The sequence below is a fragment of the Shewanella morhuae genome (assembly GCF_003028295.1).
GTDB classification, from domain to species: domain Bacteria; phylum Pseudomonadota; class Gammaproteobacteria; order Enterobacterales; family Shewanellaceae; genus Shewanella; species Shewanella morhuae.
This window is the reverse complement of record NZ_PYSG01000002.1, coordinates 2,720,370-2,743,160: the sequence shown is the minus strand read 5'-3', so window position 1 is coordinate 2,743,160 and position 22,791 is coordinate 2,720,370. Positions and strand designations below refer to the sequence as shown.

Sequence of the window (22,791 nt, the reverse complement as noted above, 5' to 3'; positions counted from 1 at the left end):
TTTTCCATTAAAAACCAAAAAACAATGAGGCAATGTAATATGCGTAAACGCAGTTTATATAGCGTGTTTATTGCTGCTATCGTCGCTGTGGGCGCTTTTAGCATTTATGCTTGGCATCCATCGATGGCACCGATAACGCCACCCGTCAAAGACCAGTTTGCTGCAGATGTGATTGCGCAAGGTAAAGTGCTGGCCGCCGCAGGTTACTGTAGCACTTGCCATACCACGCCAGGTGGATCTCCGTATGCAGGTAATTACGAGATGCACACCGATTTTGGCACTATCTACTCCAGTAATATTACCCCTGACGTTCAGACCGGTATCGGCAATTGGTCAGAAGAAGCATTTATTCGTGCGATGCGAACCGGCGTGAGCCGTGATGGGCACCACTTGCTGCCAGCATTTCCATACGAGCATTTTAATAAGATGACGGATGAAGATATTAAGGCAGTTTATGCTTATATCATGTCGTCAGTCCCAGCTGTTAGTCAGCAAAAAACCGATAACGGTATCCCGTTTCCACTAAATATTCGTTTCTTGCAGTCGGGTTGGAAACTGTTGTTTGCCGACACCACCCTGTTTAAACCGCAAGTCGATGAATCAGCAGAATGGAACCGTGGTGCTTATCTCGCACAAGGCGTTGCTCACTGCGGGGCATGTCATACACCACGTAATGCGCTTGGTGGTGAAAAACGTGACCAAATGTACAGCGGAGCCGCTATTGATGGTTGGATTGCGCCATCGTTGACCGCTAGCAGTAAGGCACCATTGAAGTGGCGCGCTGCTGATTTTGATGAGTACCTACGTACTGGTAATTCTTCTTTCCACGGCAGTGCGGCGGGCCCGATGGCGCCTGTTGTGCATGCGGGTTTATCGGCACTGTCTGATAGTGATCTCAAGGCGATTAGTGTTTATTTTGGCGCACTTGCGGGCAATCATAGTGATAATCCAGCCAGTAGCCCAGCGCTTAAGGCGGCTCTAGAGTCACAACAGCTGCCTGATCCGCGTATTGATAATGGTGCTCGCTTATATGCGATTTCTTGTCAGTCGTGCCATTACAGTAGTAACGAGCTTAACAAGGGGCGCCCACTACTGGCATTAGGCAGTGCACTGCATTTGGATGATCCTACGAATCTTATTAATGTCACGCTTGACGGTTTCCGTGCTAATCAAGGTATCACTGGGGTGGTTATGCCTGCGTTCCGTGACGCATTATCGGATGAAGATATAACTGCGATTGCAACCTATCTACGTCAATCTGCCGGTGAACAACCTTGGCCTAACCTAAAACAAAAAGTGGCTGAGATCCGTCTTCAACCACGCTTTGAACATTAATCACGGGAGAAGTGAGCAATGGCTAAATTTATTTTGAATGGCAAGCCTGTAGCTGCCGATGTAGACGGAGAAACCCCGCTGTTGTGGGTTATCCGTGATGAACTGGATATGACTGGCACCAAATTTGGTTGCGGTATTGGCACTTGTGGAGCCTGTACAGTGCATGTTGGTGGCCGGGCGACACGCTCTTGCGTGACGCCTATCTCTGCCGTTGAAGGTGCTAGCATTACCACGATTGAAGGCTTATCTGAAACAGGGGCTCACCCACTGCAGATTTCTTGGCAGAAACATCAGGTACCACAATGCGGTTACTGTCAGTCTGGGCAAATTATGCAGGCAGCGGCGCTGTTGAAAGACATTCCACAGCCAACGGATGCAGAGATTGATGCAGTGATGAGCGGTAATCTATGCCGCTGCATGACTTATGTGCGTATTCGCGAAGCGATTCACGAAGCTGCTGATTCAATGAAGGAGGCCAGCCATGTCAAGATTGCCTAATAAAAATAAAGATTCTGGCATGACACGCCGAGGTTTTTTAATTGCGATGACCGCAGTGGGTGTGAGTTTTGGTTTTCCGCGTACGTCTTGGAGTGCGATGGACCCTGCTACTGAAGGTGGGGCACTATTACCCGATAACGGCTCGCTGTATGAACCATCATTATGGTATTCGATTGATGCTAAAGGCAAAATCAAGGTCAATATCATTCGCGCCGAAATGGGACAGCATGTGGGTACCTCCATCGCTCGCATTTTAGCCGATGAGCTGGAAGCCAATTGGGACGATGTAGAAATTGTCCACGTTGATAGTAATAAAAAATGGGGCTTAATGGTCACAGGTGGCAGCTGGTCTGTGTCACAAAGTTGGTCAGTATACCGTCAGGCAGGTGCTGCGGGTCGCACAGCATTACTTGAAGCGGCTGCCAAAAAATGGGCTGTACCTGTGGATAAATGTCACGCCAGTAACGGCAAAGTTATCTTTGGTAACAAAGAGATTAGCTATGGTGAGCTTATTGCCGCAGGGGTAAATCGCCAGTTCACTGAAGCAGAGCTTAAAGCGTTGCCGCTTAAGCCTAATGACGATTTGAAATTAGTTGGCAAGCAGGTAACGTCGCTCGATATCAGCAATAAAACTACCGGTAAGACTGTATTTGGTATTGATGCCAAAATCGACGGTATGGTTTACGCTGCCCCTATTTTGCCGCCGACTCGTTATGGCTCAACTGTGACGGCAATGGATGACTCAGCTGCCAAAGCGGTTAAAGGTTATCAGCAAACATTAGTGCTTGAAGATCCAAGTCAGACGGTACCTGGCTGGCTTGTTGTTATTGCCGACAGCTATTACGCCGCGCATAAAGCTGCTGCGTTAGTCAAAGTCAGTTGGCAAGCAGGCGCTGCGGCTAATGTGTCAGAGGTCGATATTATCAACCACGGCCGTGAGCTGCTAAAAGACAGCAGTAAAGGCGCCATTCTTGATACGGGCGATGTCAATACTGAGCCAGTGTTTAGCCAAGCCGCATCGACTATAGAGTATGAATATCTGACCAGCACTGTGTTACACGCGCAGATGGAACCGCTCAATGCGCTGGTGTTTCAGAACGAAGACGGTATATGGGAAATCCATTCAGGTTGTCAGTGGCAGTCGTTAACGACCTCGGTATTGGCTGCAGCGCTAGGTGTCGCGGAAGATAACATTCTTATTCGCGCTTATATACTCGGTGGTGGTTTTGGTCGTCGTCTTAACGGTGACTACACAGTGCCTGCTGCGCTGGTGTCTAAAGCTCTGGGGGGCAAGCCGGTTAAGTTGGTGTTTACGCGCGCACAAGATTTGCAGTTTGATAGTCCGCGCTCTGCTTCTGTGCAACAACTGAAAATGGCCTTTAACGCCGATAAAACAGTTATTGCAATGGAACATCATGCAACTGCGGGTTGGCCGACCGAGGTGATGATCCCTGTCTTTATGCCTAAAGGGGTAAATGGTCAATCGTTTGATCCATTCTCTATTGCTGGCGCCGATCATTGGTACAGTGTTGGCGCACAAAAGGTGCGAGCAGTCTCTAACGATCTTGCTAATGCCTCATTCCGCCCCGGTTGGTTGCGTTCAGTTGGCCCAGGGTGGACCAATTGGGCGCTCGAAAGCTTTATGGATGAAGCAGCGCACCATGCGGGTAAAGATCCCTTAGCATTTCGTTTAGCACTATTGACCGCACAAGGCCGTAATGCTGGCAGCGGCCCAATTGCCTCTGGTGGCGCCGCGCGCCAAGCTGCGGTATTGCAAAAAGCTGCCGAGATGATTGGTTGGGGGACTGCTTTACCTGAAGGCAGTGGTATGGGGATAGCATCGACCTTTGGACAAGAGCGTGATATGCCCACTTGGGTTGCCGTTGCTGCGCAAGTTCGGGTTGATAAAAGCACCGGACTTGTGCATGTAGAAAAACTGCAAGTGGTCGTGGATGCGGGCATTATCGTTGATCCTAATGGCGCGCAAGCCCAGTGTCAGGGTGCTGCTTTGTGGGGCTTATCGATGGCACTTTATGAGGGTACTGAGCTGGTTAATGGCAAGTTCAAAGATTCGAACTTTGACAGCTATACACCATTGCGTATTGGCCAAACACCTGAGATCAGTGTTGAATTTATCGTCAGCCCTTATGCACCATCAGGCTTAGGTGAGCCGGCGGTCACACCCGTTGCGCCCGCCATTGCTAATGCGATTTATCAAGCCATTGGTGTACGGCTGCGTAAAATTCCAATGACTGCGAATGATGTTAAAGCCGCATTGACTAAAGCGTAATCCAAAGGCCCGTAGTTAATGCGGGCCTTATTTATATTCTTATGAAGTAAACGGTAGCGTTAACGCCGTTTACTTTTATACAGGAACTGTTCATGTCGTATCTCTCCCAACCATTAGATGCCAAAGTACTACAACAAGCCGCAATTTGGGTGCAATCCAGCCCAGTATGGCTTTGTACCGTGCTGCATACTTGGGGTTCATCACCGCGTTCACCAGGCTCCTTATTGGTGGCTATGCAAGATGGGCGACAAGTGGGCTCCTTGTCTGGCGGTTGTGTGGAAGATCATTTTATTCGCGAGATAGCGAAAGGTCGCTGGCAACAACCCAGCCAAGTGATCCGTTATGGCGATGGTGAATTGGCACCCGATGTATCACTACCCTGTGGAGGGGTTTTAGAGATATTGGTGGAGTACCTTCCGGCAAGCGAGCAGAGCGTTTTTTATCTACAGCAGCAGCTAAAAGCCGTGCAAGGTTATCAAGCTATGCGTAAACAACTGCGATTGCCTGAAGCCTGTAGCGCAATAGTGCCCGAAGAGTTAACCGGGACTACGGCTATTAGTTACCAACATCCTGACATTGAAATTCGTATCGCCGCCGCGCCGCGCCTGTTAGTGGCCGGTTACTCACCTGTAGCGCATTACTGTTTAGAGTTTGCCCATGCTTTGGGGTTTGAAACTGTGCTGTTGGAGCCACGTGAAAATGTATTGGCAACGCTGGCTGAACAATGTCCACCCAATACGAATGTGATCAACAGCTTTCCTGCAAAATATCTGGAACAACATGGCTGCCACTCTAATACCGCCATAGTCGCCCTGACTCACGATCCGCGCATGGATGACTTAACGATGATGGAAGCGGTTAACACCCCCGCATTTTATATCGGGGCTATGGGTTCAACACGTAACAGTGCTAAACGCCGTGAACGTTTAGAACGCATTGGCGAACTGACAAAAGACCAGTTATCACGTATTCATGCACCGATAGGATTAGCTATTGGCAGTAAAACTCCGGCAGAAATTGCCCTAGCGATATTAGCCGATATTGTGCGAGTCAAAAATCTGGGCACTGCTTCAACCCGCTCCTTGCTACAGGGTGCGTTAGATCAACAGCTAAACATCGATGCTGACGTCGGCTCTAGCTGCATGATCTAATTGTTTTAAATGCCCAAAAGTTTGTCATTCACTCAATATCCCGTCAGTTCCATATACCCAGTGCCAGTATGGCTGCCAGAGAGCTGTACTGGGCCTTCCCAATAGGGCGTCGATAATGGCATGGCGCTATTAGGATTAAGTGGGGTGATAGTGAGATTGATATTCTCGCTGGGAATTCTAACCTGCCAACTGACGGGGTAATCGCCATTGACGGTATGTTGCCATTTGAGCGGCGTCATCTGAATGTCATTGGGGTTATCGGTAGAATTGATATTACGCCCCGTGCCATCAGCAAACATTCTTCTGGCGCTATAAAATGCCGAGATAGGGGTATTGGTGGCGGCCTCTGTTGGTGATTGATCCCGTAACTGAAACAACATCAGCGTCGTTCCATCGTTTAACCGGAGCGCGAACCAATCCCAACCTTGCTGTGTTTTAGTGAGGAACTGCGAACTCCATTCCCTGTCGAGCCAGCCTTGGCCTGTGACTCGCTCAACTTTGCCATTACGGCTAATTTCACCGCTGATTTCAATAAAGGGTTGGCTGTAATAGTAAGATGCGACTTGTCCATCGCGGCTTTTGAGGCTATAGCCGTTATCGCCTTGGTATTGCAGTGGCGCTTGGCTATTGAGCTTTAGTTGATAGCTAAAGTCAGGGTTTGCCACCGTTAATGTGGCGGGAAATAAGGCATTAGTCTCGCTCTGCCAGCGCCAGTTATCGAGGCGGATTTGATAGGGACTTAATGTCACATCGGCAAACTCGCTGTGACGGCGTGACCACTTTTCGTGGGCAAGATGAGTCGTGCTTGAAGTGAGTGCGCTGTGGGCCAAATACAGTTGGTCTGTAGCCCAAGTAGATTGGTCTTTAGGCTGCGTATCTTTTATTGATTGCTTGGACGATTTAAGGGCAACTCTAAATTGTGTCCATTGGGCACCGAGTTGCTCTCCTTTTTCGGTAGTTAAATTAGCCGTCAGATACCACCATTCTTGTCGAAAACCATTATGTGTTAAGTGATCGCGCGGGAATTCAAATTTATAGCCAGGAACGACCGGGGTGTATGCCTGGTCATCTTGAGTACCCGAGGTCTTCCCTACCACATTGGCCATCGATTTTGGCTGAGTGTTCTGCATTGATGGCGCTTTATCGCAGCCGCCGATAAGCATTAAGCCAATGGCGGCCCATAACATACACTTCAAATTAAGAGCCTTCATCACAGGGTCTCCTGTTGCAGACTGGCGACGAGAGGTTTGCGGGTTTGCCAATACAGTGGTAAGAGTACGGCTAATGTACAGGTGGCTAAAGCAATCAATATAGCATGGCCATAGGCTTGCCAATCCCAAATCATTTTTATCGTCCAACCAAAGGCTTGCAAGGTGATCTTGTTAATCAGCAAGTAGCCTAGCAGCGCGCCCGTTGGCATAGCGAGTAGGCAAGTAATCAGTACCACAATCAACATTTGCATAAACACCATGCCGCGCAGCGCATTACGACTCACGCCTAAGGAATACAAACGCGCCAGTGGCGCTTGCCTTGCCTGCGTCAACATTAAGCAGGCACTAAAAAGGCCAATAGCCGCAACAATTAGCGTCAAACTGTTCAGCACTAAGGTAATAGAAAAAGTACGTTTAAACATGGCGATAGCTTGAGTTTTAATCTTAGTTTGGCTGTAAATTTGTGCTTGGGATAAGCCTAGCTCGGCCGCCAATTCAACTTGGAGTTGGTCAAGCGCAGTCTCAGTGATTTTACTGCCTTGCTTATCACCGTGAAAACTCGCCGCTAAACTGATGGGCAGTAGCGGCAATTGCGCTTGTTGCCAAAGTGGCTGGCTGATAATGACCTCGTTGCGGGTATTACCATGGTCATAATAAATACCGCCGATAATCGCTTGGCTGTTACCGGTTTTTGCGAGCGCATTTAATGACACATTGTCACCCAGTTTGAGCTGGTATTTGAGGGCAAGGGGTTCACTCACCAAAATAACGTGGGCGTTAAAGTAGGATTGCCACAGTGTTGGTAGGCTTTCCTTTAGGGCGCTGGTGTGGCGAACCGAATAATCATCGCGGCTGAGTAGACTGACGGGAATCGTCTGTTCGCTCGCATTCTCTGCAGATGCAGGCAGTAAAAGTTCGGCTTCAATTTGCCATTGTTGATAAAGGCCGCTGACTCTAGTGTCATGCATCAGCTGGGTTTGTATAGTATCGATACGCTGACTCGGTGGGCGAATATAAAGATCGGCATGTAAGCGGGTCTCTAACCAAGTGCGCAGGGTTTGTTCAAAACTGCCAACGAGCGTGTTCATCGACACATTGGCGCTTAGCGCCAGCAAGATTGCCATCATAGCTAAGGAGAGCGGCGCGATAAGCTCGCGGGTTTCGGCAAGTAGATATTGCCATAATCCAGGGCGTGCCAAGGGCATTAAGGCGCTGACGCCCCAATGTAATAGTTGTGGCAACAGTAGCGGGATAGCGATAGTGACGATACCGAGTAACACTAAGCTGATGTTATAGCTTTGGCTGAAGGGAAACAACAACGCCGCTATGCCCAACAGACCACAAGCTGAGGCAAATTGAATACTGTGTGTTTTGCGGTGCGCCTGCATCTGCTGATAACGGTTCGCCCCTTGTGCCAGCGCTTGGCGCGTGAGATCTCGATATAAGGGTAAACAAGCGGCGAGGGCGGCGGCTAAGGTGAGGGCAATCGCCTCAAAAAGCCAAGTCCATTGCCAAATCCCGGGCAGCAAGTGGGCACCATACATTTGCTCTAAGGTCATGGCGACCATAGGTTGCAGCCAGTGGCTAAGCTGTAAGCCACTGATAAAACCCAAACTTGAGCCTATGACCACTAGCAAGACTAATTCAAGCATCAGCGCTGTCATTAAAGCGCGGCGCTCAATTCCCTGCTGTAATAACTGCACTAACAGTTTTTGCCGTTTCATTAGGCTGTAGCGCACACCGTTGTAAGCGATAAACAGGCCGACAACGAAGGCTAACATACTCATGGCATTGAGATTAAGATGAAAGCTGCGGGTTAGGGCTACCAGTGCTTGGCCTTGATCTTGTTGGCTAAAACTGGCCTTTTGCGGCGTAATTCCTAAGGCATCGAGCTGGGATTTTAGTTGAGGTAGGTCAGCTCGTTCACTGAACATAGCGATATAACTGAGCTGGCCTTGCATATTCAATAATTGCTGGGCGAGGGAGATATCCGCCAAAATGGCACTGCCTAGACCAAAGCTGTCGTCAATACTAATGACGTCTAAGCTGCTATTTTCTAAAATAAGTTTACCATCTGGCGCTACTTTAGCGGCGAGACTTTGGCTCATGATTACTGTGGGCGCGCCGCTCAGTAGATCGGCAAGCGGTAAGTCATTCATCTGCGGCGAGGAGGTGGGCGACATTTCAGCCGAGGCACTATTTCTGGATTGTTGTAGTGTTAATGCCGCAATCAGATCGCTGCCTTCCAGTTGCCAAAACTGACCATTCTTGCCGGATATTTTGCCATTAACCACGGCGAGACTTTGACTTAATCCGGCAGTTCTTAAGGCAAAATAAACTGACTCATTTAAGCTGTTTTTCCCAAGTGGTGGTGTAAGTAACACATCGGCGCGCTGGCTCAAAAGCTCAGTTGCGTCGCTATAACTGCGCACCGCATTATCGTTGGTCGCTTTTACTCCAATCAGTAGCGTCACGGCTAAGGCTATACCGAGCAAAATGGCGCCGGCTTGTAATGGCGCATGGCGGTAATGAGCAATAAAGACCTTTAAGCTGAGCCAGGTTAGGGTAAGCGAACGTGACTCAAGTTTTGTTGGAGCCGCTTTAGTGAGCTGTTTATTTTTCATAGATAGCCACTGCGCCTTGGGATAAATGCCAGCGTTTTTGCATAAAAGCGGCGCACTCTTCACTGTGGGTAACCATTAAGATGCTGGTTTGGCTTTCCTGAGCCAGTTCACACAGTAGTGCCATCACCTGTTTACCCGACACATCATCTAGATTACCTGTGGGTTCGTCGGCTAACAGCAGCGTCGGTTTATGAGCTAAGGCACGGGCAATGGCGACCCGCTGTTGTTGACCGCCAGATAGCGCCTCAACCTGTCGATGCAGTAGCGGCAGCAGCCCCAGTTTTTCAACCAGATAATCGCACCAAGCTGACCATGGCTGCGCCGTTAAACTTAAGGGAAAGGCAATATTATCTTTGACGTTGAGTGGCGTGAGTAAATTAAATTGTTGAAACACCACCCCTAAAGAATGGCGTCTGAAATGGCTCCAATCTTTATCCTGCCAATGTGATGTGGACGCTTGGTTGAGTAAAATCTCACCTGAGTCTGGCATTTCAAAACCGGCAATCAAGTTGAGTAAGGTGCTCTTACCGCTGCCGCTGGGGCCTGTGAGGGCGACGGTGTCGCCTCGATTAATTTGCAGGTCGACCGCTTGCAGTACCTGATGATATTGCTCGCCATCGCGAAAGCCCTTAGTAACTTGGTTAAGTTTAGCGACGTCGGCCATTGAGCCACTCCTTCATATCCATTGGCAGTGTGTGAGGTAAGCCGTAAGTATGGCAATAAGTTAGCATTGCAACCTCATGTTTAACATAAAGCATTTTCTATTCAAATAGATACTGGTTTTTCCTGTAATGGGATCATAAACATAACAATTAACTGTAAATCATCATTTGCCGTAAAAATAATCAATTGAATTAAATCTACTCCCAACAGTGGGTAAACGGCTTGAGCTGACGCCGTGTTTGTTGCATTCTGTGCGCCTGCTAGCGTGAGATTGATATTTTAGGCTAGCAATCCGTTCGGATGAAGGTAGCAGGAGAGTGGGGAATTGACCCCACACCGACGAGGCAACTTTGGTTTTATCGAAGCAAATCTTCTGATAAAAACAAAGCACTCTTTCAGGTGCCACAAGGCGAGGACTGTTACTGGACGAGCCTCTGGAGAGACTACCAATTGCACTTAACTTAAAGTGCAGTCAGGTGGCGCCGAAGGCGAAAGTGTCGTGATGTTAAACACTACGACGCGAAACGCTCAGGCAAAAGGACAGAGGAGAGGATGACTGCACAGTCCCTGTCGTTTGTCGTCGTGGGCTATTTTTACCTTTTGCTTGCAATAGCGCATTTTGCCGCCATTAAAAGCACTTGTTTAGGCTACTTGCTTGCAACGCTTTTGGCGTTCAGCGTGGGTGAGTCTAAACCGAGAACAGGCTTAAAATAGTTTGCTATAGCGTCCGACTGCGGCGCGTCACAGCCATTTCTTTTCCTCCTCCGTTTATTAATTTTGTTGTTTAATATTCGAGGAATATCATGAATTTTCAAGCTTTTCTTGCCAGCATTAATGGCATTGTCTGGGGCCCTATCACCTTGTGTTTGCTGGTGGGCACTGGCGTTTATCTCACCGTTCGTCTCAAACTTATTCAAGTGTTTCGCTTACCTATGGCGCTGGGGTTGTTATTTAAACCGGCAAAGGGTCACGGGGATTTATCTTCCTTCGCGGCGCTATGCACTGCATTGTCTGCCACCATTGGTACGGGCAATATTGTCGGCGTGGCGACAGCCATCAAAATGGGCGGTCCGGGCGCGTTATTTTGGATGTGGTTGGCGGCGTTTTTCGGCATGGCGACTAAATATGCTGAGTGCATGTTGGCGGTAAAATACCGCACCACCGATGCCCGCGGGCAGATTGCTGGTGGGCCCATGTATTATATTGAGCGTGGCCTAGGGTTACCTTGGATGGCAAAATTGTTCGCTATTTTCGGGGTTGGTGTGGCCTTTTTCGGTATTGGTACTTTTGCGCAGGTTAATGCGATTAGTGATGCGCTGACCATCGCCTTTGAGGTACCAACTTGGTTGACCGCGACTGTGTTAACTGTGCTCGTTGCCGCCGTTACTTTAGGTGGGGTTAAGCGAATTTCTAACGTGGCGCAAAAATTAGTGCCTACTATGTCAGTAGGTTATGTACTGGCGTGTGTGTGGATTCTGGTTGGTTTTTCCGATCAAATCTTACCCGCTTTAGGTTTAGTGATTGAATCGGCCTTTACACCACTCTCGGCAGCGGGAGGCTTTTTAGGGGCAACGGTGGCACAGGCGATTCAAATCGGTATTGCCCGCGGTGTATTTTCCAATGAATCTGGCCTTGGCAGCGCGCCGATTGCTGCGGCTGCGGCTAAGACGAATGAGCCGGTTGAGCAAGGGTTAGTGAGTATGACGGGCACCTTCTTCGATACCATCATCATTTGCACTATGACAGGCTTAGTGTTGATCATCACCGGCGTATGGAGCGGTGAAACGGCAGGTGCTGCTATGACCAGCGCGGCGTTTGCCCTTGGAGGCTCTGCGATAGTGGGTCAATATGTGGTAACAATAGCGCTTGTGTGTTTTGCTTTTACCACCATCTTAGGCTGGCATTATTACGGTGAACGCTGTTGGTATTACTTAGTTGGTGAGCGTGGACTGCGCGGGTATCAAGTGATGTTTTTAGTGCTGATTGCCGGCGGGGCTTTTATCAAGTTAGATGTGATTTGGCTACTAGCCGATACCGTTAATGGTTTGATGGCAATACCAAACCTGATCGCAATTGTGGGCTTAAGGCATATCATTATTGCTGAAACGCAGAGTTATTTTGGCCGTATTTTACCTAATCGCACCTTAGATACTGTTTATTAATGTTGTTAAAACAATAAATTACTTTATATATTTTTAGTTTTAACATTGTCGTCACTCGGTTCTTCGTTTACTTTATAAGCACTATTTAAAAATAGTGCTTATAAAATCGGAGACTTTAAGGCGGCGTTATGAATAAAAATAAACTTCGTACGTTTCGCAGCAAAATTTTATCTCACATTGCCTTGCCTTTGATTTTAATTATGGCGAGCGTTTATGCAGTAAATGCTTGGTTTAGCTATCAATCATCGGAGGAGCGGCTGTACCACAGCCTGACACAAGAGGTGAACTATTCCGCTTCTCGTCTACAGCATTTACTCGAATACGCACAAGCTAACACTCAAGGTCTTGCAGACTTCATCGGTTTTCTGTCTAGTAAAGAAGACATTAACGATGCAGATAAAGTCAAACGTGTCTTAATTAATCGACTGCAACGTAATCCTGACTTTTTTGGTTCTGCAGTTGCATTCAAACCCAACACCTTCACTACTCGAAAGCTGTTCTCGCCTTATGTTTATCGTGATGGACTCGATAATAGCGAACTGCATTATCTCGATATCGGCGCTGAAGGTTACGATTATACCGATGGTACTTGGGATTGGTGGAGTAACGCCATCAATCTAACTGGTGGTTACTGGACCGAAGCCTATTTTGATAAGGGCGCTGGCAATGCACTGATGGTGACCTATTCTGCTCCTTTTGGCGCAGTGGAGCATTATTTTGGCGTGGCCACAGTTGATCTAGCCTTAGAGCGATTGCCTGAGCAATTAGGGGTTACTCCCAATCGTTTAGTGGTTTTAGACGATCAAGGTCGGCTGGTATATCACCTCGATAGGGATAAAATATTAGCGAGCAGTTCAGCTGCATGGGTAGATAAAAACAAACCTATAAATGCCGACTTTTGGGCGCTACAGGATAAAGGGCTTGATGGTCAGGTTCGGTTTATCGATGATAAAAATGTAGTGTATCTTGCGAGTATTGCTACCGTTTCAAAGTTGAAGTGGCGAGTGATTGTGTTAGCGCCAGAGCAAGATTTATTTAATTTATTATTTGATGAGGTGCTGGCAAGTATTCTCGATTTAAGTTTATTAATACTGTTGTTATTACTGACCTGTTATTTGGCGGCTAAACGGTTGACTCGGCCGTTAGAATTATTAGAAGCGGATATTATGTCCTTTGGGCAAGGCAAGTTACAGCAGCTGGCGGTACCTAAAGGTGCGGTGAGTGAGATAGTGACCTTAAGCCATGCTTTTAATCACATGGCGACATTACTGGGTGAACGTGAACAAGCGATTCTCGATTCTCGCGGTAATCGGTTTGCCCGTTTAATTGATGGTATGAGTGATAAATCTTTTTATTGTTCTCTCGCTCCAGACGGTAATTTAGCGCAAGTCAGTGAGGGTGTGACTAAAGTACTAGGTATTTCTCCTGATTTACTGAAACGTAAATATCAACGACTCTTTTCGGTTAACCCTCTTAATGAAAAAAACTGGCAATACACTAATTTGGCTTTAAATGGCGAAAACGTCCCTGCACATCAAGTCGAGATGCTTGACGTTAATGGTCATGTGAAAAGGCTTGATGTATTCATGCAGCCCTTAGTTTCGGATGCGGGTGAATTAATGTCGGTGGAGATGCTATTCACGGATGTGACCGAACAATTCTCGGCGGCGGCTTGGTCAAATGCTGTGCTTGAGGCCGCGCCAGAAGCCATGCTGATTGTTGATAAGCAGGGCAATATTGTTTTTAGTAATAGTCGCTGTCAGCAACTGTTTGGTTACGATGCGCAAGCGATGCTGAGTTTGCAGATTGAAACATTAATACCACATGCACATGGCGATAAAAGCCTACTTGAAAAGCGACAATTTATGCGCTCTGGCTTTGATAGTACGATGGCAAGTAATCGCTATGTACGAGCGATAAAAGCTGATGGCAGTGATTTTACTGCAGAAATTATGTTGAGTATTCTTCCCGCTGATATCGATGGCAACAGGCAAGTGGCGGCGTCTATTCGCGACATGACACAAAAGCTCGCTGTAGAACAAAAAATCCGTGATAGCGAGCAACGTTTTCGTGGACTGGTAACCAATATTCCTGGCGCGGTATATCGCACTCGTCTTGGCGAAGTATGGGTAATGGAATATGTAAGTGACAATATTGCTGAAATTACTGGTTATGCGGCGAGCCAGTTTATTGATAATAGCCAGCGCACTTATTCTTCGTTAATTTTAGAAGAAGATAGAGCCCTGTGTTATCAACATATCGATGCTGCTTTAGCGCAAAAAGAAACCTTTGAAGTGGAATATCGCATCCGTCATCGTGACGGTAGCATTCGTTGGGTACATGATAAAGGTAAGGCAAGTTACACCGAAAATGGCAGTGCTCTGTGGTTTGACGGTAGCATCGATGATATTACTGCGAGTAAGTTTGCCTTAGAGCAATTAGAGGCATCGCGGCTGCAATTGGCCAATATTACCGAGACGATTCCTTGCACTGTGTACCAATTATTATGGCATTCGGCATCAGAACGTCGATTTGCTTTTTTGTCTAGTGCAGCGATAAAAATGTTTGGGCAGTCCCGTGATGAGTTAATTAACGACTTTAACATGATCTCGGAGCGAATTTTCGACGAGGATCGCTCGGACGTTGTGCAGGCGCTTTCGGGCCAGAGCAGCGATAAGTTGCAATGGATCCGTGAGTTCCGCTATCGCCATCCTAATGGCTGCATATGTTGGATGGAAGCGGGAGCCAGTGGGAATATAGGCACTGATGGGATGATTACTTGGAATGGTTATGTGATGGACATAACCCAACGTAAAACCATGGAGCAAGAGTTAGCGCTCAGCGAGGCACACTTTAAGGCGCTGTTCGATGGGGCGACAATTGGCATAGTTAATGTGGATATCAAAGGCGTTATTTTAGATTGTAATGACCAATTCTGCGCCGATATGACACGCACCCGTGATGACTTATGCCAGAGCACGATTTTTGAGTTATTCAGTGCAGAAGATAAAGTCATCGCTAAGATGCAATTTACGCAATTAACCGCTGGTAAAATTAGCCATTATCGTGCTGAGAGAAGCTTTATTCGCCCCACGGGTGAAACGCTATGGATGACAGTTAATGTGTCCGCGCTGGTAGATGTTGACGGTCATTTTGATTCGGCCGTGATCAGTATGGTTGATATGACAGAGCTTAAATTGCTCTCCGAACAATTGTTACAAGCTAAAGAACAAGCCGATGCTGCCAATAAGGCTAAGAGTGACTTTTTAGCGAATATGTCCCATGAAATACGCACGCCGATGAATGCCATTATTGGCATGTCTCAATTATGCCTGCAGACTGAGCTCGATAAAAAACAAAAAAACTATGTAGAGAAAATCGAGCGAGCCTCAAAATCTTTACTTTCAATCATTAATGACATTCTCGATTTTTCTAAAATAGAAGCGGGTAAGTTAGAAATCGATGCAGTGTCATTTCAGCTTGATACCCTACTTGAAGATCTCAGTGATATGTTTGCCGAAAAAGCGGCGCATAAACAGCTTGAGTTGTTATTTGCTGTTGCTCCTAATGTGCCTCGGTACTTATACGGGGATTCGCTGCGTTTAAGCCAAGTGTTGATAAATTTGGTGAATAACGCGATTAAATTTACCGAGCGAGGCGAAGTATTACTGTCGCTGAATTTAGTCGAGCAACAAGATGATGATGTGACGTTACGTTTTAGCGTGCGCGACACAGGTATTGGTTTAACCGCTGAGCAGCAGGATAAATTGTTTACCTCCTTTAGCCAGGCAGATACCTCAACCACCCGTAAATATGGCGGTACAGGTTTAGGCCTTGCCATCTCTAAACAGTTAGTCGAGCTAATGAGCGGCACCATAGGCGTTGAGAGTCAACTTGGTCATGGCAGTAATTTCTATTTTACGGTGAAGTTACAAATCGCTGATGGTCAAAAACTGGTACTTGAGCAAGAGTTAGAAGGCATGTCGGTGCTGGTGGTGGATGATAATGCTACCGCTCGGGACATTATGCGTACCACACTCGAAAGTATGGGGTTTAGCGTTGATACCGTACGTAACGGCGAAGAAGCCGTGGTTCGTTGCGCTCAGCAAACTTACGCCGTGGCGTTAATTGATTGGAAAATGCCAGAGATGGACGGGATAGAAACCGCTCATAAAATCCAATTGCAAGCTCAATCGCGGGCTCTGCCTGAGCCTAAAATTTTGATGGTATCAGCCCACGCTAACCATGACTTCCTCACTCAAATTGAGCAATTAGCATTGGCGGGATACATCAGTAAACCCATCAGCGCCTCACGTTTACTCGATGGCATTATGAATGCGGTTGGTCGCAGCGGTTTACTGCCCGTTAGGCGCAGCAGTGAGGAGTTAGACCTTCAATTATTATTACCACTACAAGGAAAACGTATTTTATTAGTCGAAGATAACGAGATGAATCTTGAAGTGGCGAGCGAGTTTTTAGAGCAAGTCGGTATTATTCTCTCGATTGCGACGAATGGTCAAATCGCCTTAGATAAACTGGCTCAACAGTATTTTGATCTGGTCTTAATGGATTGCCAAATGCCGGTGATGGATGGTTATCAAGCCACTCAAGCCATAAGAAAAATCCCCCAATTTGCTGATTTACCCATAGTCGCCATGACGGCTAATGCGATGGCTGGCGACAAGGAAATGTGCATCAGGGCAGGCATGAACGACCATATTGCGAAACCCATCGATGTGAATGTGCTATATCAAACATTACTAAAATATCTTGCGCCCTCGAATAACGGTTCTACCACCGAAGGTGCCGTCACCCCAGAACAAACAATAATATCGAAGCGGTTGTATGAATCTGTAAAAAACATAGAAAAAGCACGGTTATTTAAGTGGCCAGAACACCCAGAGCTAGATATTGATCGAGGTTTACAGCTAGTACAGCATTCGTCGCGGCTTTATCAACGTATTTTCGAGCGTTTTGTGATGAGCCAGCGCGATGTGGTGGCGAGAATTCAACAAGCTATTGCTGCGGAACAGTACGACGATGCCGTACGTATTGCTCATACTTTAAAAGGCTTAGCGGGTAATTTAAGTTCACCTAAGTTAGTCGAGTTAGCACGTTTATTGGAGTTACATTTAACTGAAAAGACGCCCTTTGACGATGAGCTTGCACAAATTCAACTATTAGTGAGTTCTATCTGCGATGCAATCGAAAGCGCTATGCCTGCAACGGCTAATCAGCTTGAACCACAAACGGCTGATTTATTATCTAATGAAAATTTGAAGGCCGAATTACATGCCCTGCGCCAAAGTCTCGATGAGGCTGATGCTAATGCAGTCGCTAAAATTGAGGCGTTAAAGCCCCAAGTCAGCTGTGCAATGTGGCAAGCGTTAAATCCAATATTGTCTATGATTAATCAATATCGGTTTGATGAAGCTATCGACTTAATTGACGATGCTCTTAGTCAGTTAGACTAAAAGAGCCACACCGTGAATGACCAATAAATAAGATAGATTGGAGTTGTTAATGGATAAGGCAACAGTATTAATCGTCGATGACACACCGGAAAATATCGATATTTTAGTCGGCATATTAAGTGATGATTACAAAATCAAAGTGGCGATTGACGGACCCAGAGCGTTAGCGCTGGTGGCAAAATCTCGGCCTGATTTGATTTTGCTCGATGTCATGATGCCGGGGATGAATGGTTATGAGGTCTGCAAGCTACTTAAGCAAGATCCGCTGACTAGCCATATTCCGGTGATATTTGTGACCGCCTTATCTGAGGTAGCTGATGAAACTCAAGGTTTTGCACTAGGTGCCGTGGATTACATCACCAAACCGGTGAGTGCAGCTGTCGTTAAAGCGCGCGTTAAGACACACCTTGCTTTGTATGATCAAAAACGCCTCCTTGAACAACAGGTTAAAATTCGTACCCAAGAGTTAGAAGCCACTCGTTTTGAGATTATTCGCCGGCTTGGGCGTGCAGCTGAATATAAAGACAACGAAACAGGATTGCATGTGGTGCGTATGAGCCACTATGCCCGCCTATTGGCCATCAAATTAGGCTTGCCGGATACTTTCTGTGACTTGATCTTTAACGCCGCCCCGATGCACGATATTGGTAAAATAGGCACACCTGACGCCGTATTGAAAAAACCGGGCAAACTCAATGCTGAAGAATGGGCGATCATGCAGCAACACGCTGTGATTGGTGCTGAAATCATTGGTGAGCATGATGATCCTTTATTAAAAATGGCTCGCCGCATTGCTTTAACTCACCATGAAAAATGGGATGGTTCAGGGTATCCCTGTGGCTTGGCCGGTGAGAATATTCCTCTTGAAGGGCGTATTGTCGCAGTTGCGGATGTGTTTGATGCGCTGACATCACAACGGCCTTACAAACCGGCTTGGACTATTGAAGCAACCATGGAATTATTTGAAAACGAAGCGGGAAAACACTTCGATCCTAAGTTAGTAGCAGAGTTCAAACAAATCTTGCCACAAGTCATCGAAATTCGAGACACGCATTTAGAGTATTGAGTGGCAATTGAAGAAACTAAAGGCGCCAATGGCACCTTTAGTTTCTCATTAAATCAAAGCCTTATGCTTCTTCTAATGAGTAGGGTAGGGCTTGAATCGTTAGGCTTGACTGTTCATCGCCAGCAAAACGCAGTTTAGTGTCATTTTCGGTATCATTGGCCAGCACCGCGGTTAATAACACTTGGTTACCGCGTTGTACAAACTCAATAATCTGACCGCCTCGACGAAAGCCGTCTTCTAGGGCAATTTCTAAACCTGATTCTAAGCTAATTTGCAGATCTGTGTGACCACGCAAAATATATAGGGCGCGCTTATTACCTCCACGATATTTCATCCGTGCGATAGTCTCTTGCCCCATATAGCAGCCCTTGTTGAAGCTAATACCGTTGATCGCTTGCAGATTACACATTTGTGGCACGTACTGACCAGCATGGCTGGCGGCAAGGTTTGGATAACCAGCTGCAATTTCTAACGTTTGCCATGCATGGGCATCAAATACACTGAGTTTTGATTGAGTCACTAAGGTTGATGCAGCATCAGGGCTGAGCATTAATATAAAACGCTCAGCGTCTTTTAAAATTGCGCCATGCTCAATGATTGTGAGCTCTTGATTTATTTCACCAAAATGCTCAGTGATAAATTGGCTTGCTTGTTCTCCAGCAACACCCAGTAGTGTCCACTCACCACTGGCATCACTTAGGGTTGCCTTGCTAAATACGGCATATTTTTGCAGTTGTGGTAAATCTACCGCGATGGTGTCTCTTGGCATTAACATAAACAGTGCATCTTTAATGGCAAAAGTTCTGAAGCTGGCCAGCATCTTACCTTTGGGATCGCAATGTGCGCCCCAGCGCCATTGGTCGGCAGTTAATGAGGTGATGTCGGTGGTCACCTGACCATGTATGAAACTGCGGCCTTGCTCGCCAACCACTTTGATAAGGCCAAGGTGAGATAAGTTAGCTAGCATAAGTGGAGGCAAAGAAGCATCCAGATCCCAATGGGGCGTAGAAACTGAAATAGTCATAGCGAGATCCTGAAAATGAAGACGATGAGAGGCTAGATTGTAACGGAATTCCTGCAGGCTCAACAGCATAAGGCGCACATATCTGTGAATGATATGCGCGCCTTAATATAGATGTCGTCGTTGTAAAGCGTCGTTCCGTTTAATCGCCGACCTTAAAGCTTAAAACAATACGCGGGTGCGCAATGTGCCTTCAATCGCTTTTAGTTCAACCAGTGCTTCTTCTGCTTGATTAGTATCGACCTCCATCACCACATAACCAATCTCTGCGGTTGTTTGCAGATATTGCGCGGCAATGTTGATGCCTTTTTCTGAAAATGCTTGGTTGATTTTAATCAGCACACCCGGGCGGTTTTGGTGAATATGCAGTAAACGTGAAGTGCCTTTATGCATTGGCAGTGAGACTTCTGGAAAGTTAACGGCAGAGACAGTTGAGCCGTTATCTGAGTATTTAGCTAACTTACCAGCCACTTCAATACCAATGTTTTCCTGTGCTTCGGCGGTACTTCCACCGATATGAGGCGTCAGTAACACGTTATCTAAACCACGCAGTGGGGTGATAAATTCATCATCATTTGATTGTGGTTCAATCGGGAACACATCAATTGCCGCACCTGCAAGGTGACGTTCTTTTAAGGCGATAGCTAATGCATCAATATCCACCACAGTACCGCGTGAAGCATTAATGAAAATACTGCCTTTACGCATAGCGGCAAATTCAGCAGCGCCTATCATATTTTTAGTTTGTGGGGTTTCTGGAACGTGTAAACTCACCACGTCAGCTTGTGCTAATAGCTGCTCCATCGAATGGATTTGCAGTGCGTTACCTAATGGTAATTTATCTTCGATATCGAAGAATACGACGCGCATGCCTAAAGTCTCAGCCAAAATACCCAGTTGAGTACCAATATGGCCGTAACCGATGACGCCCAAGGTTTTACCGCGGACTTCGTAACTGCCTGCAGCCGTTTTCATCCAGCCGCCACGATGGGCAATGGCATTGCGTTCTGGAATGCCGCGCATCAGCATAATGATTTCACCAATAACGAGCTCAGCAACACTGCGTGTATTGGAGAATGGTGCGTTAAATACGGGGATACCCAAGGATTCGGCAGTAGCAAGGTCAACTTGGTTGGTACCAATACAGAAACAGCCTATCGCAATCAGTTTCTCGGCGCGTTTTAGTACTTCGGCCGTTAATTGGGTACGCGAACGAAGTCCAACAAAATGCGCATCTTTAATCGACTCCAGTAATGCTTCGTCGCTCAATGAGGCTTTGTGGTATTCGATATTGGTATAGCCTGCACGTTCCAGTACATCAACCGCCGATTGGTGGACGCCTTCCAACAGCAGGATTTTGATCTTATCCTTGTCCAGCGAATGTTTCGCCATGATATGGGTACCCTCTGATTAATAGAAATGTTTCTTATGATATGCTGACAACCTTCACCGACCAAAGTAGCACTTTTTTTGCTCATTGTGGAGGGCTAGATGGCTAAAGTTAATATTCTAAATTTAGAACAATATCGCATAAGAGGGAACTATGTTGAATAACAAAATCGTGTGGTGTGGTATTTATCTCAGTGTATTAGTCTGGTCAGTGATCAACCCCGCAGATATGTTTACTTGGTGGCTTGAAGCCGCTCCTGCATTAGTGGCAATACCGCTGCTATTTTTCACCCATAAACGCTTTCCATTAACCTCCTTAGTGTACTTTTTAGTATTAGTACATTGCTGTGTATTATTTGTTGGCGCGCATTACACCTATGCAGAAGTGCCATTATTCGACACCATTGCCAATTGGATGGGCTCAGAGCGTAATAATTACGATAAATTAGGTCACTTTGCCCAAGGCTTTATTCCTGCCATGTTAGCGCGAGAAATTATGCTGCGTAATAAAGCGGTCAAACCCGGTGCTTGGTGTGCGTTTATTGTGACCTGCTTTGTCTTAGCTTTTTCAGCATTTTATGAGTTGATTGAATGGTGGGTTGCTGTTGCTACAGGTGAAGGTGCAGAGGCCTTTTTAGGGACTCAAGGTTATGTGTGGGACACACAATCTGATATGTTGATGGCGTTGATTGGCGCTATCGTTGCTCTACTTTTATTGTCTCGTGTTCAAGATAAACAAATCGCTGAACTCAAGTTAACATCTTAATCGGGCGCAGCGGTTACTGCATTACATTTGGATGGCACGTTATTTCTCCTCACAATTATCAAACAATCGAGTGATGACATTTAGTTGTCACACTCGAACGTTAGTTTAATGTTTATTTTGTGTTGCTAGTAACGGGCGTTGTCTGCATAGTCAAAATGTACTAGGAACAACGGGCGAGCTCAATGTAGTAGTTTTTTGCACTATTATTCCTTTTTATAGGGTGAGATAGTCCTTTTTATTAAGGCGAAGTAGGGAATAGTACATTTGGGTGATGTTTTTACCTCCTTAACTCGTCAGAATCGACAAGGTTAATAGGATGTTTAAAATTAAAACAACATAGGTTGGTCAAAGCATCCTCGTTTGCGCATTAAGACACCATACTTTTCAGGGAGGAGAGTCAGTGAGCACAATTAATGAATTGGTTTTTTTACATCAAATGGCTGCGCCATGTCATTTAGCTTTACTCGCCGAATCCATCGGGCTAAAAACCCGCATAGTGAAGAATACCGCAGAGTTAGATTTAGATAAAAGTAGTCGTAGTTTTTATCTGATTACCCAAAAAGGTGCTGCATTAGATAATAAAGGAATCCCTTTACTGGCTTCGCGTTTAGTCTCGCACGCCCCTGTAGCCTTGTATCAAGTTGAACGTGATTCTCTGGATCAAGAGTCGGCTATGTTACTGGGTATTCGAGGTATTTTATTCGCTGATCAACGTATGGATTTAATGTTGACTGGGTTACGTAAAATGGTAGCTGAAGAGCTTTGGTACGATAGAACGTTGTTGAGTAAGATGTTTCGGCGTGTCGTGCAAAAATTAGATGGTAACAATGAAATACCAGCTGATACTGTGGCTATGTTACAGATGCTGACCTCTCGAGAGCGCACCATTATTCAATTTGTTTCTAGTGGTGCGAGGAATAAAGAAATCGCTCACAGATTATGCATTAGCGAACATACTGTGAAAGCACATATTTCTTCTATTTTCCGTAAAACGCAATCCCGAAATCGTGTTGAGTTATTGCGTTGGGCGCAAACTTATCAAACTCACTTCGAGTTGTGCAGTTAATATTTATCTGTTCTTTAGCACTTATTTTATTGCTGATTTTATGGTTAGTTTATAGGCTTTGGTTGAGATATTTAT

Annotated in this window: 15 protein-coding genes and 1 riboswitch; of the genes, 10 read left to right on the top strand and 5 right to left on the bottom strand. The window is 46.3% G+C overall.

The features are described 5' to 3' along the window. The first annotated feature begins 39 nt into the window (after positions 1–39). The 4 genes from C9I43_RS12485 to C9I43_RS12470 all read left to right on the top strand — a co-directional run bounded on the left by C9I43_RS12485 (position 40) and on the right by C9I43_RS12470 (position 5,274). Positions 40–1,335, top strand: coding sequence for a cytochrome c (locus C9I43_RS12485; protein ID WP_107883657.1), 1,296 nt, complete (start codon positions 40–42; stop codon positions 1,333–1,335). A gap of 18 nt (positions 1,336–1,353) precedes the next feature. After that, positions 1,354–1,833, top strand: coding sequence for a (2Fe-2S)-binding protein (locus tag C9I43_RS12480; RefSeq protein WP_076497719.1), 480 nt, complete (start codon positions 1,354–1,356; stop codon positions 1,831–1,833). Further along, entirely contained in the window at positions 1,817–4,123 is a 2,307-nt protein-coding gene (locus C9I43_RS12475) for a xanthine dehydrogenase family protein molybdopterin-binding subunit (RefSeq protein ID WP_107883656.1), read from the top strand. Before C9I43_RS12480 ends, C9I43_RS12475 begins: the two co-directional genes overlap by 17 nt. A gap of 92 nt (positions 4,124–4,215) precedes the next feature. Then, complete coding sequence (locus tag C9I43_RS12470) at positions 4,216–5,274, top strand: XdhC family protein (RefSeq protein ID WP_107883655.1); 1,059 nt, start codon at positions 4,216–4,218, stop codon at positions 5,272–5,274. A 32-nt stretch (positions 5,275–5,306) separates the two neighbouring features. On the opposite strand, the gene C9I43_RS12465 is transcribed toward C9I43_RS12470, so the two are convergent. Genes C9I43_RS12465 through C9I43_RS12455 form a run of 3 tightly spaced genes read right to left on the bottom strand, consistent with a single transcriptional unit; the run spans position 5,307 to position 9,773 of the window. Further along, a complete protein-coding gene (locus C9I43_RS12465; RefSeq protein ID WP_107883654.1) occupies positions 5,307–6,485 on the bottom strand; it encodes a lipocalin-like domain-containing protein in 1,179 nt (392 codons plus the stop codon). Continuing rightward, positions 6,485–9,109, bottom strand: a complete 2,625-nt coding sequence (locus tag C9I43_RS12460; protein WP_107883653.1) for an ABC transporter permease — start codon at positions 9,107–9,109, stop codon at positions 6,485–6,487. The genes C9I43_RS12465 and C9I43_RS12460 overlap by 1 nt, the downstream gene beginning before the upstream one ends. Further along, positions 9,099–9,773 (bottom strand): ABC transporter ATP-binding protein, encoded by a 675-nt coding sequence (locus C9I43_RS12455; protein ID WP_107883652.1) that lies wholly within the window; start codon positions 9,771–9,773, stop codon positions 9,099–9,101. The genes C9I43_RS12460 and C9I43_RS12455 overlap by 11 nt, the downstream gene beginning before the upstream one ends. 423 nt (positions 9,774–10,196) lie before the next feature. Then, positions 10,197–10,326, top strand: a riboswitch (glycine riboswitch). Here C9I43_RS12455 and C9I43_RS18910 point away from each other — a divergent pair. The 4 genes from C9I43_RS18910 to C9I43_RS12440 all read left to right on the top strand — a co-directional run bounded on the left by C9I43_RS18910 (position 10,325) and on the right by C9I43_RS12440 (position 18,474). Then, complete coding sequence (locus C9I43_RS18910; protein WP_159436980.1) at positions 10,325–10,486, top strand: hypothetical protein; 162 nt, start codon at positions 10,325–10,327, stop codon at positions 10,484–10,486. It overlaps the preceding riboswitch by 2 nt. A gap of 89 nt (positions 10,487–10,575) precedes the next feature. Further along, positions 10,576–11,934, top strand: a complete 1,359-nt coding sequence (locus C9I43_RS12450) for an alanine/glycine:cation symporter family protein (RefSeq protein ID WP_107883651.1) — start codon at positions 10,576–10,578, stop codon at positions 11,932–11,934. 128 nt (positions 11,935–12,062) lie between these two features. Continuing rightward, positions 12,063–17,408 carry a PAS domain S-box protein gene (locus C9I43_RS12445; protein ID WP_107883650.1) on the top strand — a complete coding sequence of 1,782 codons (5,346 nt, stop codon included), beginning with the start codon at positions 12,063–12,065 and terminating at the stop codon, positions 17,406–17,408. Positions 17,409–17,457: 49 nt separating this feature from the next. Continuing rightward, positions 17,458–18,474, top strand: coding sequence for a response regulator (locus C9I43_RS12440; protein WP_107883649.1), 1,017 nt, complete (start codon positions 17,458–17,460; stop codon positions 18,472–18,474). 61 nt (positions 18,475–18,535) lie between these two features. On the opposite strand, the gene ygfZ is transcribed toward C9I43_RS12440, so the two are convergent. Both ygfZ and serA read right to left on the bottom strand, forming a co-directional pair. Beyond that, positions 18,536–19,498: a tRNA-modifying protein YgfZ gene (ygfZ, locus tag C9I43_RS12435; RefSeq protein ID WP_107883648.1), complete on the bottom strand. Its 963-nt coding sequence runs from the start codon at positions 19,496–19,498 to the stop codon at positions 18,536–18,538. A gap of 159 nt (positions 19,499–19,657) precedes the next feature. Then, complete coding sequence (gene serA, locus C9I43_RS12430) at positions 19,658–20,887, bottom strand: phosphoglycerate dehydrogenase (RefSeq protein WP_076497700.1); 1,230 nt, start codon at positions 20,885–20,887, stop codon at positions 19,658–19,660. A 154-nt stretch (positions 20,888–21,041) separates the two neighbouring features. On the opposite strand from serA, the gene C9I43_RS12425 reads away from it, so the two are divergent. Together C9I43_RS12425 and C9I43_RS12420 are read left to right on the top strand one after the other, a co-directional pair. After that, positions 21,042–21,650, top strand: coding sequence for a DUF2238 domain-containing protein (locus tag C9I43_RS12425; RefSeq protein ID WP_107884154.1), 609 nt, complete (start codon positions 21,042–21,044; stop codon positions 21,648–21,650). Positions 21,651–22,050: 400 nt separating this feature from the next. Beyond that, on the top strand, positions 22,051–22,716 hold the full coding sequence (locus C9I43_RS12420; protein ID WP_076497698.1) for a helix-turn-helix transcriptional regulator: 666 nt from the start codon (positions 22,051–22,053) through the stop codon (positions 22,714–22,716). The last annotated feature ends 75 nt before the right edge of the window (positions 22,717–22,791 follow it).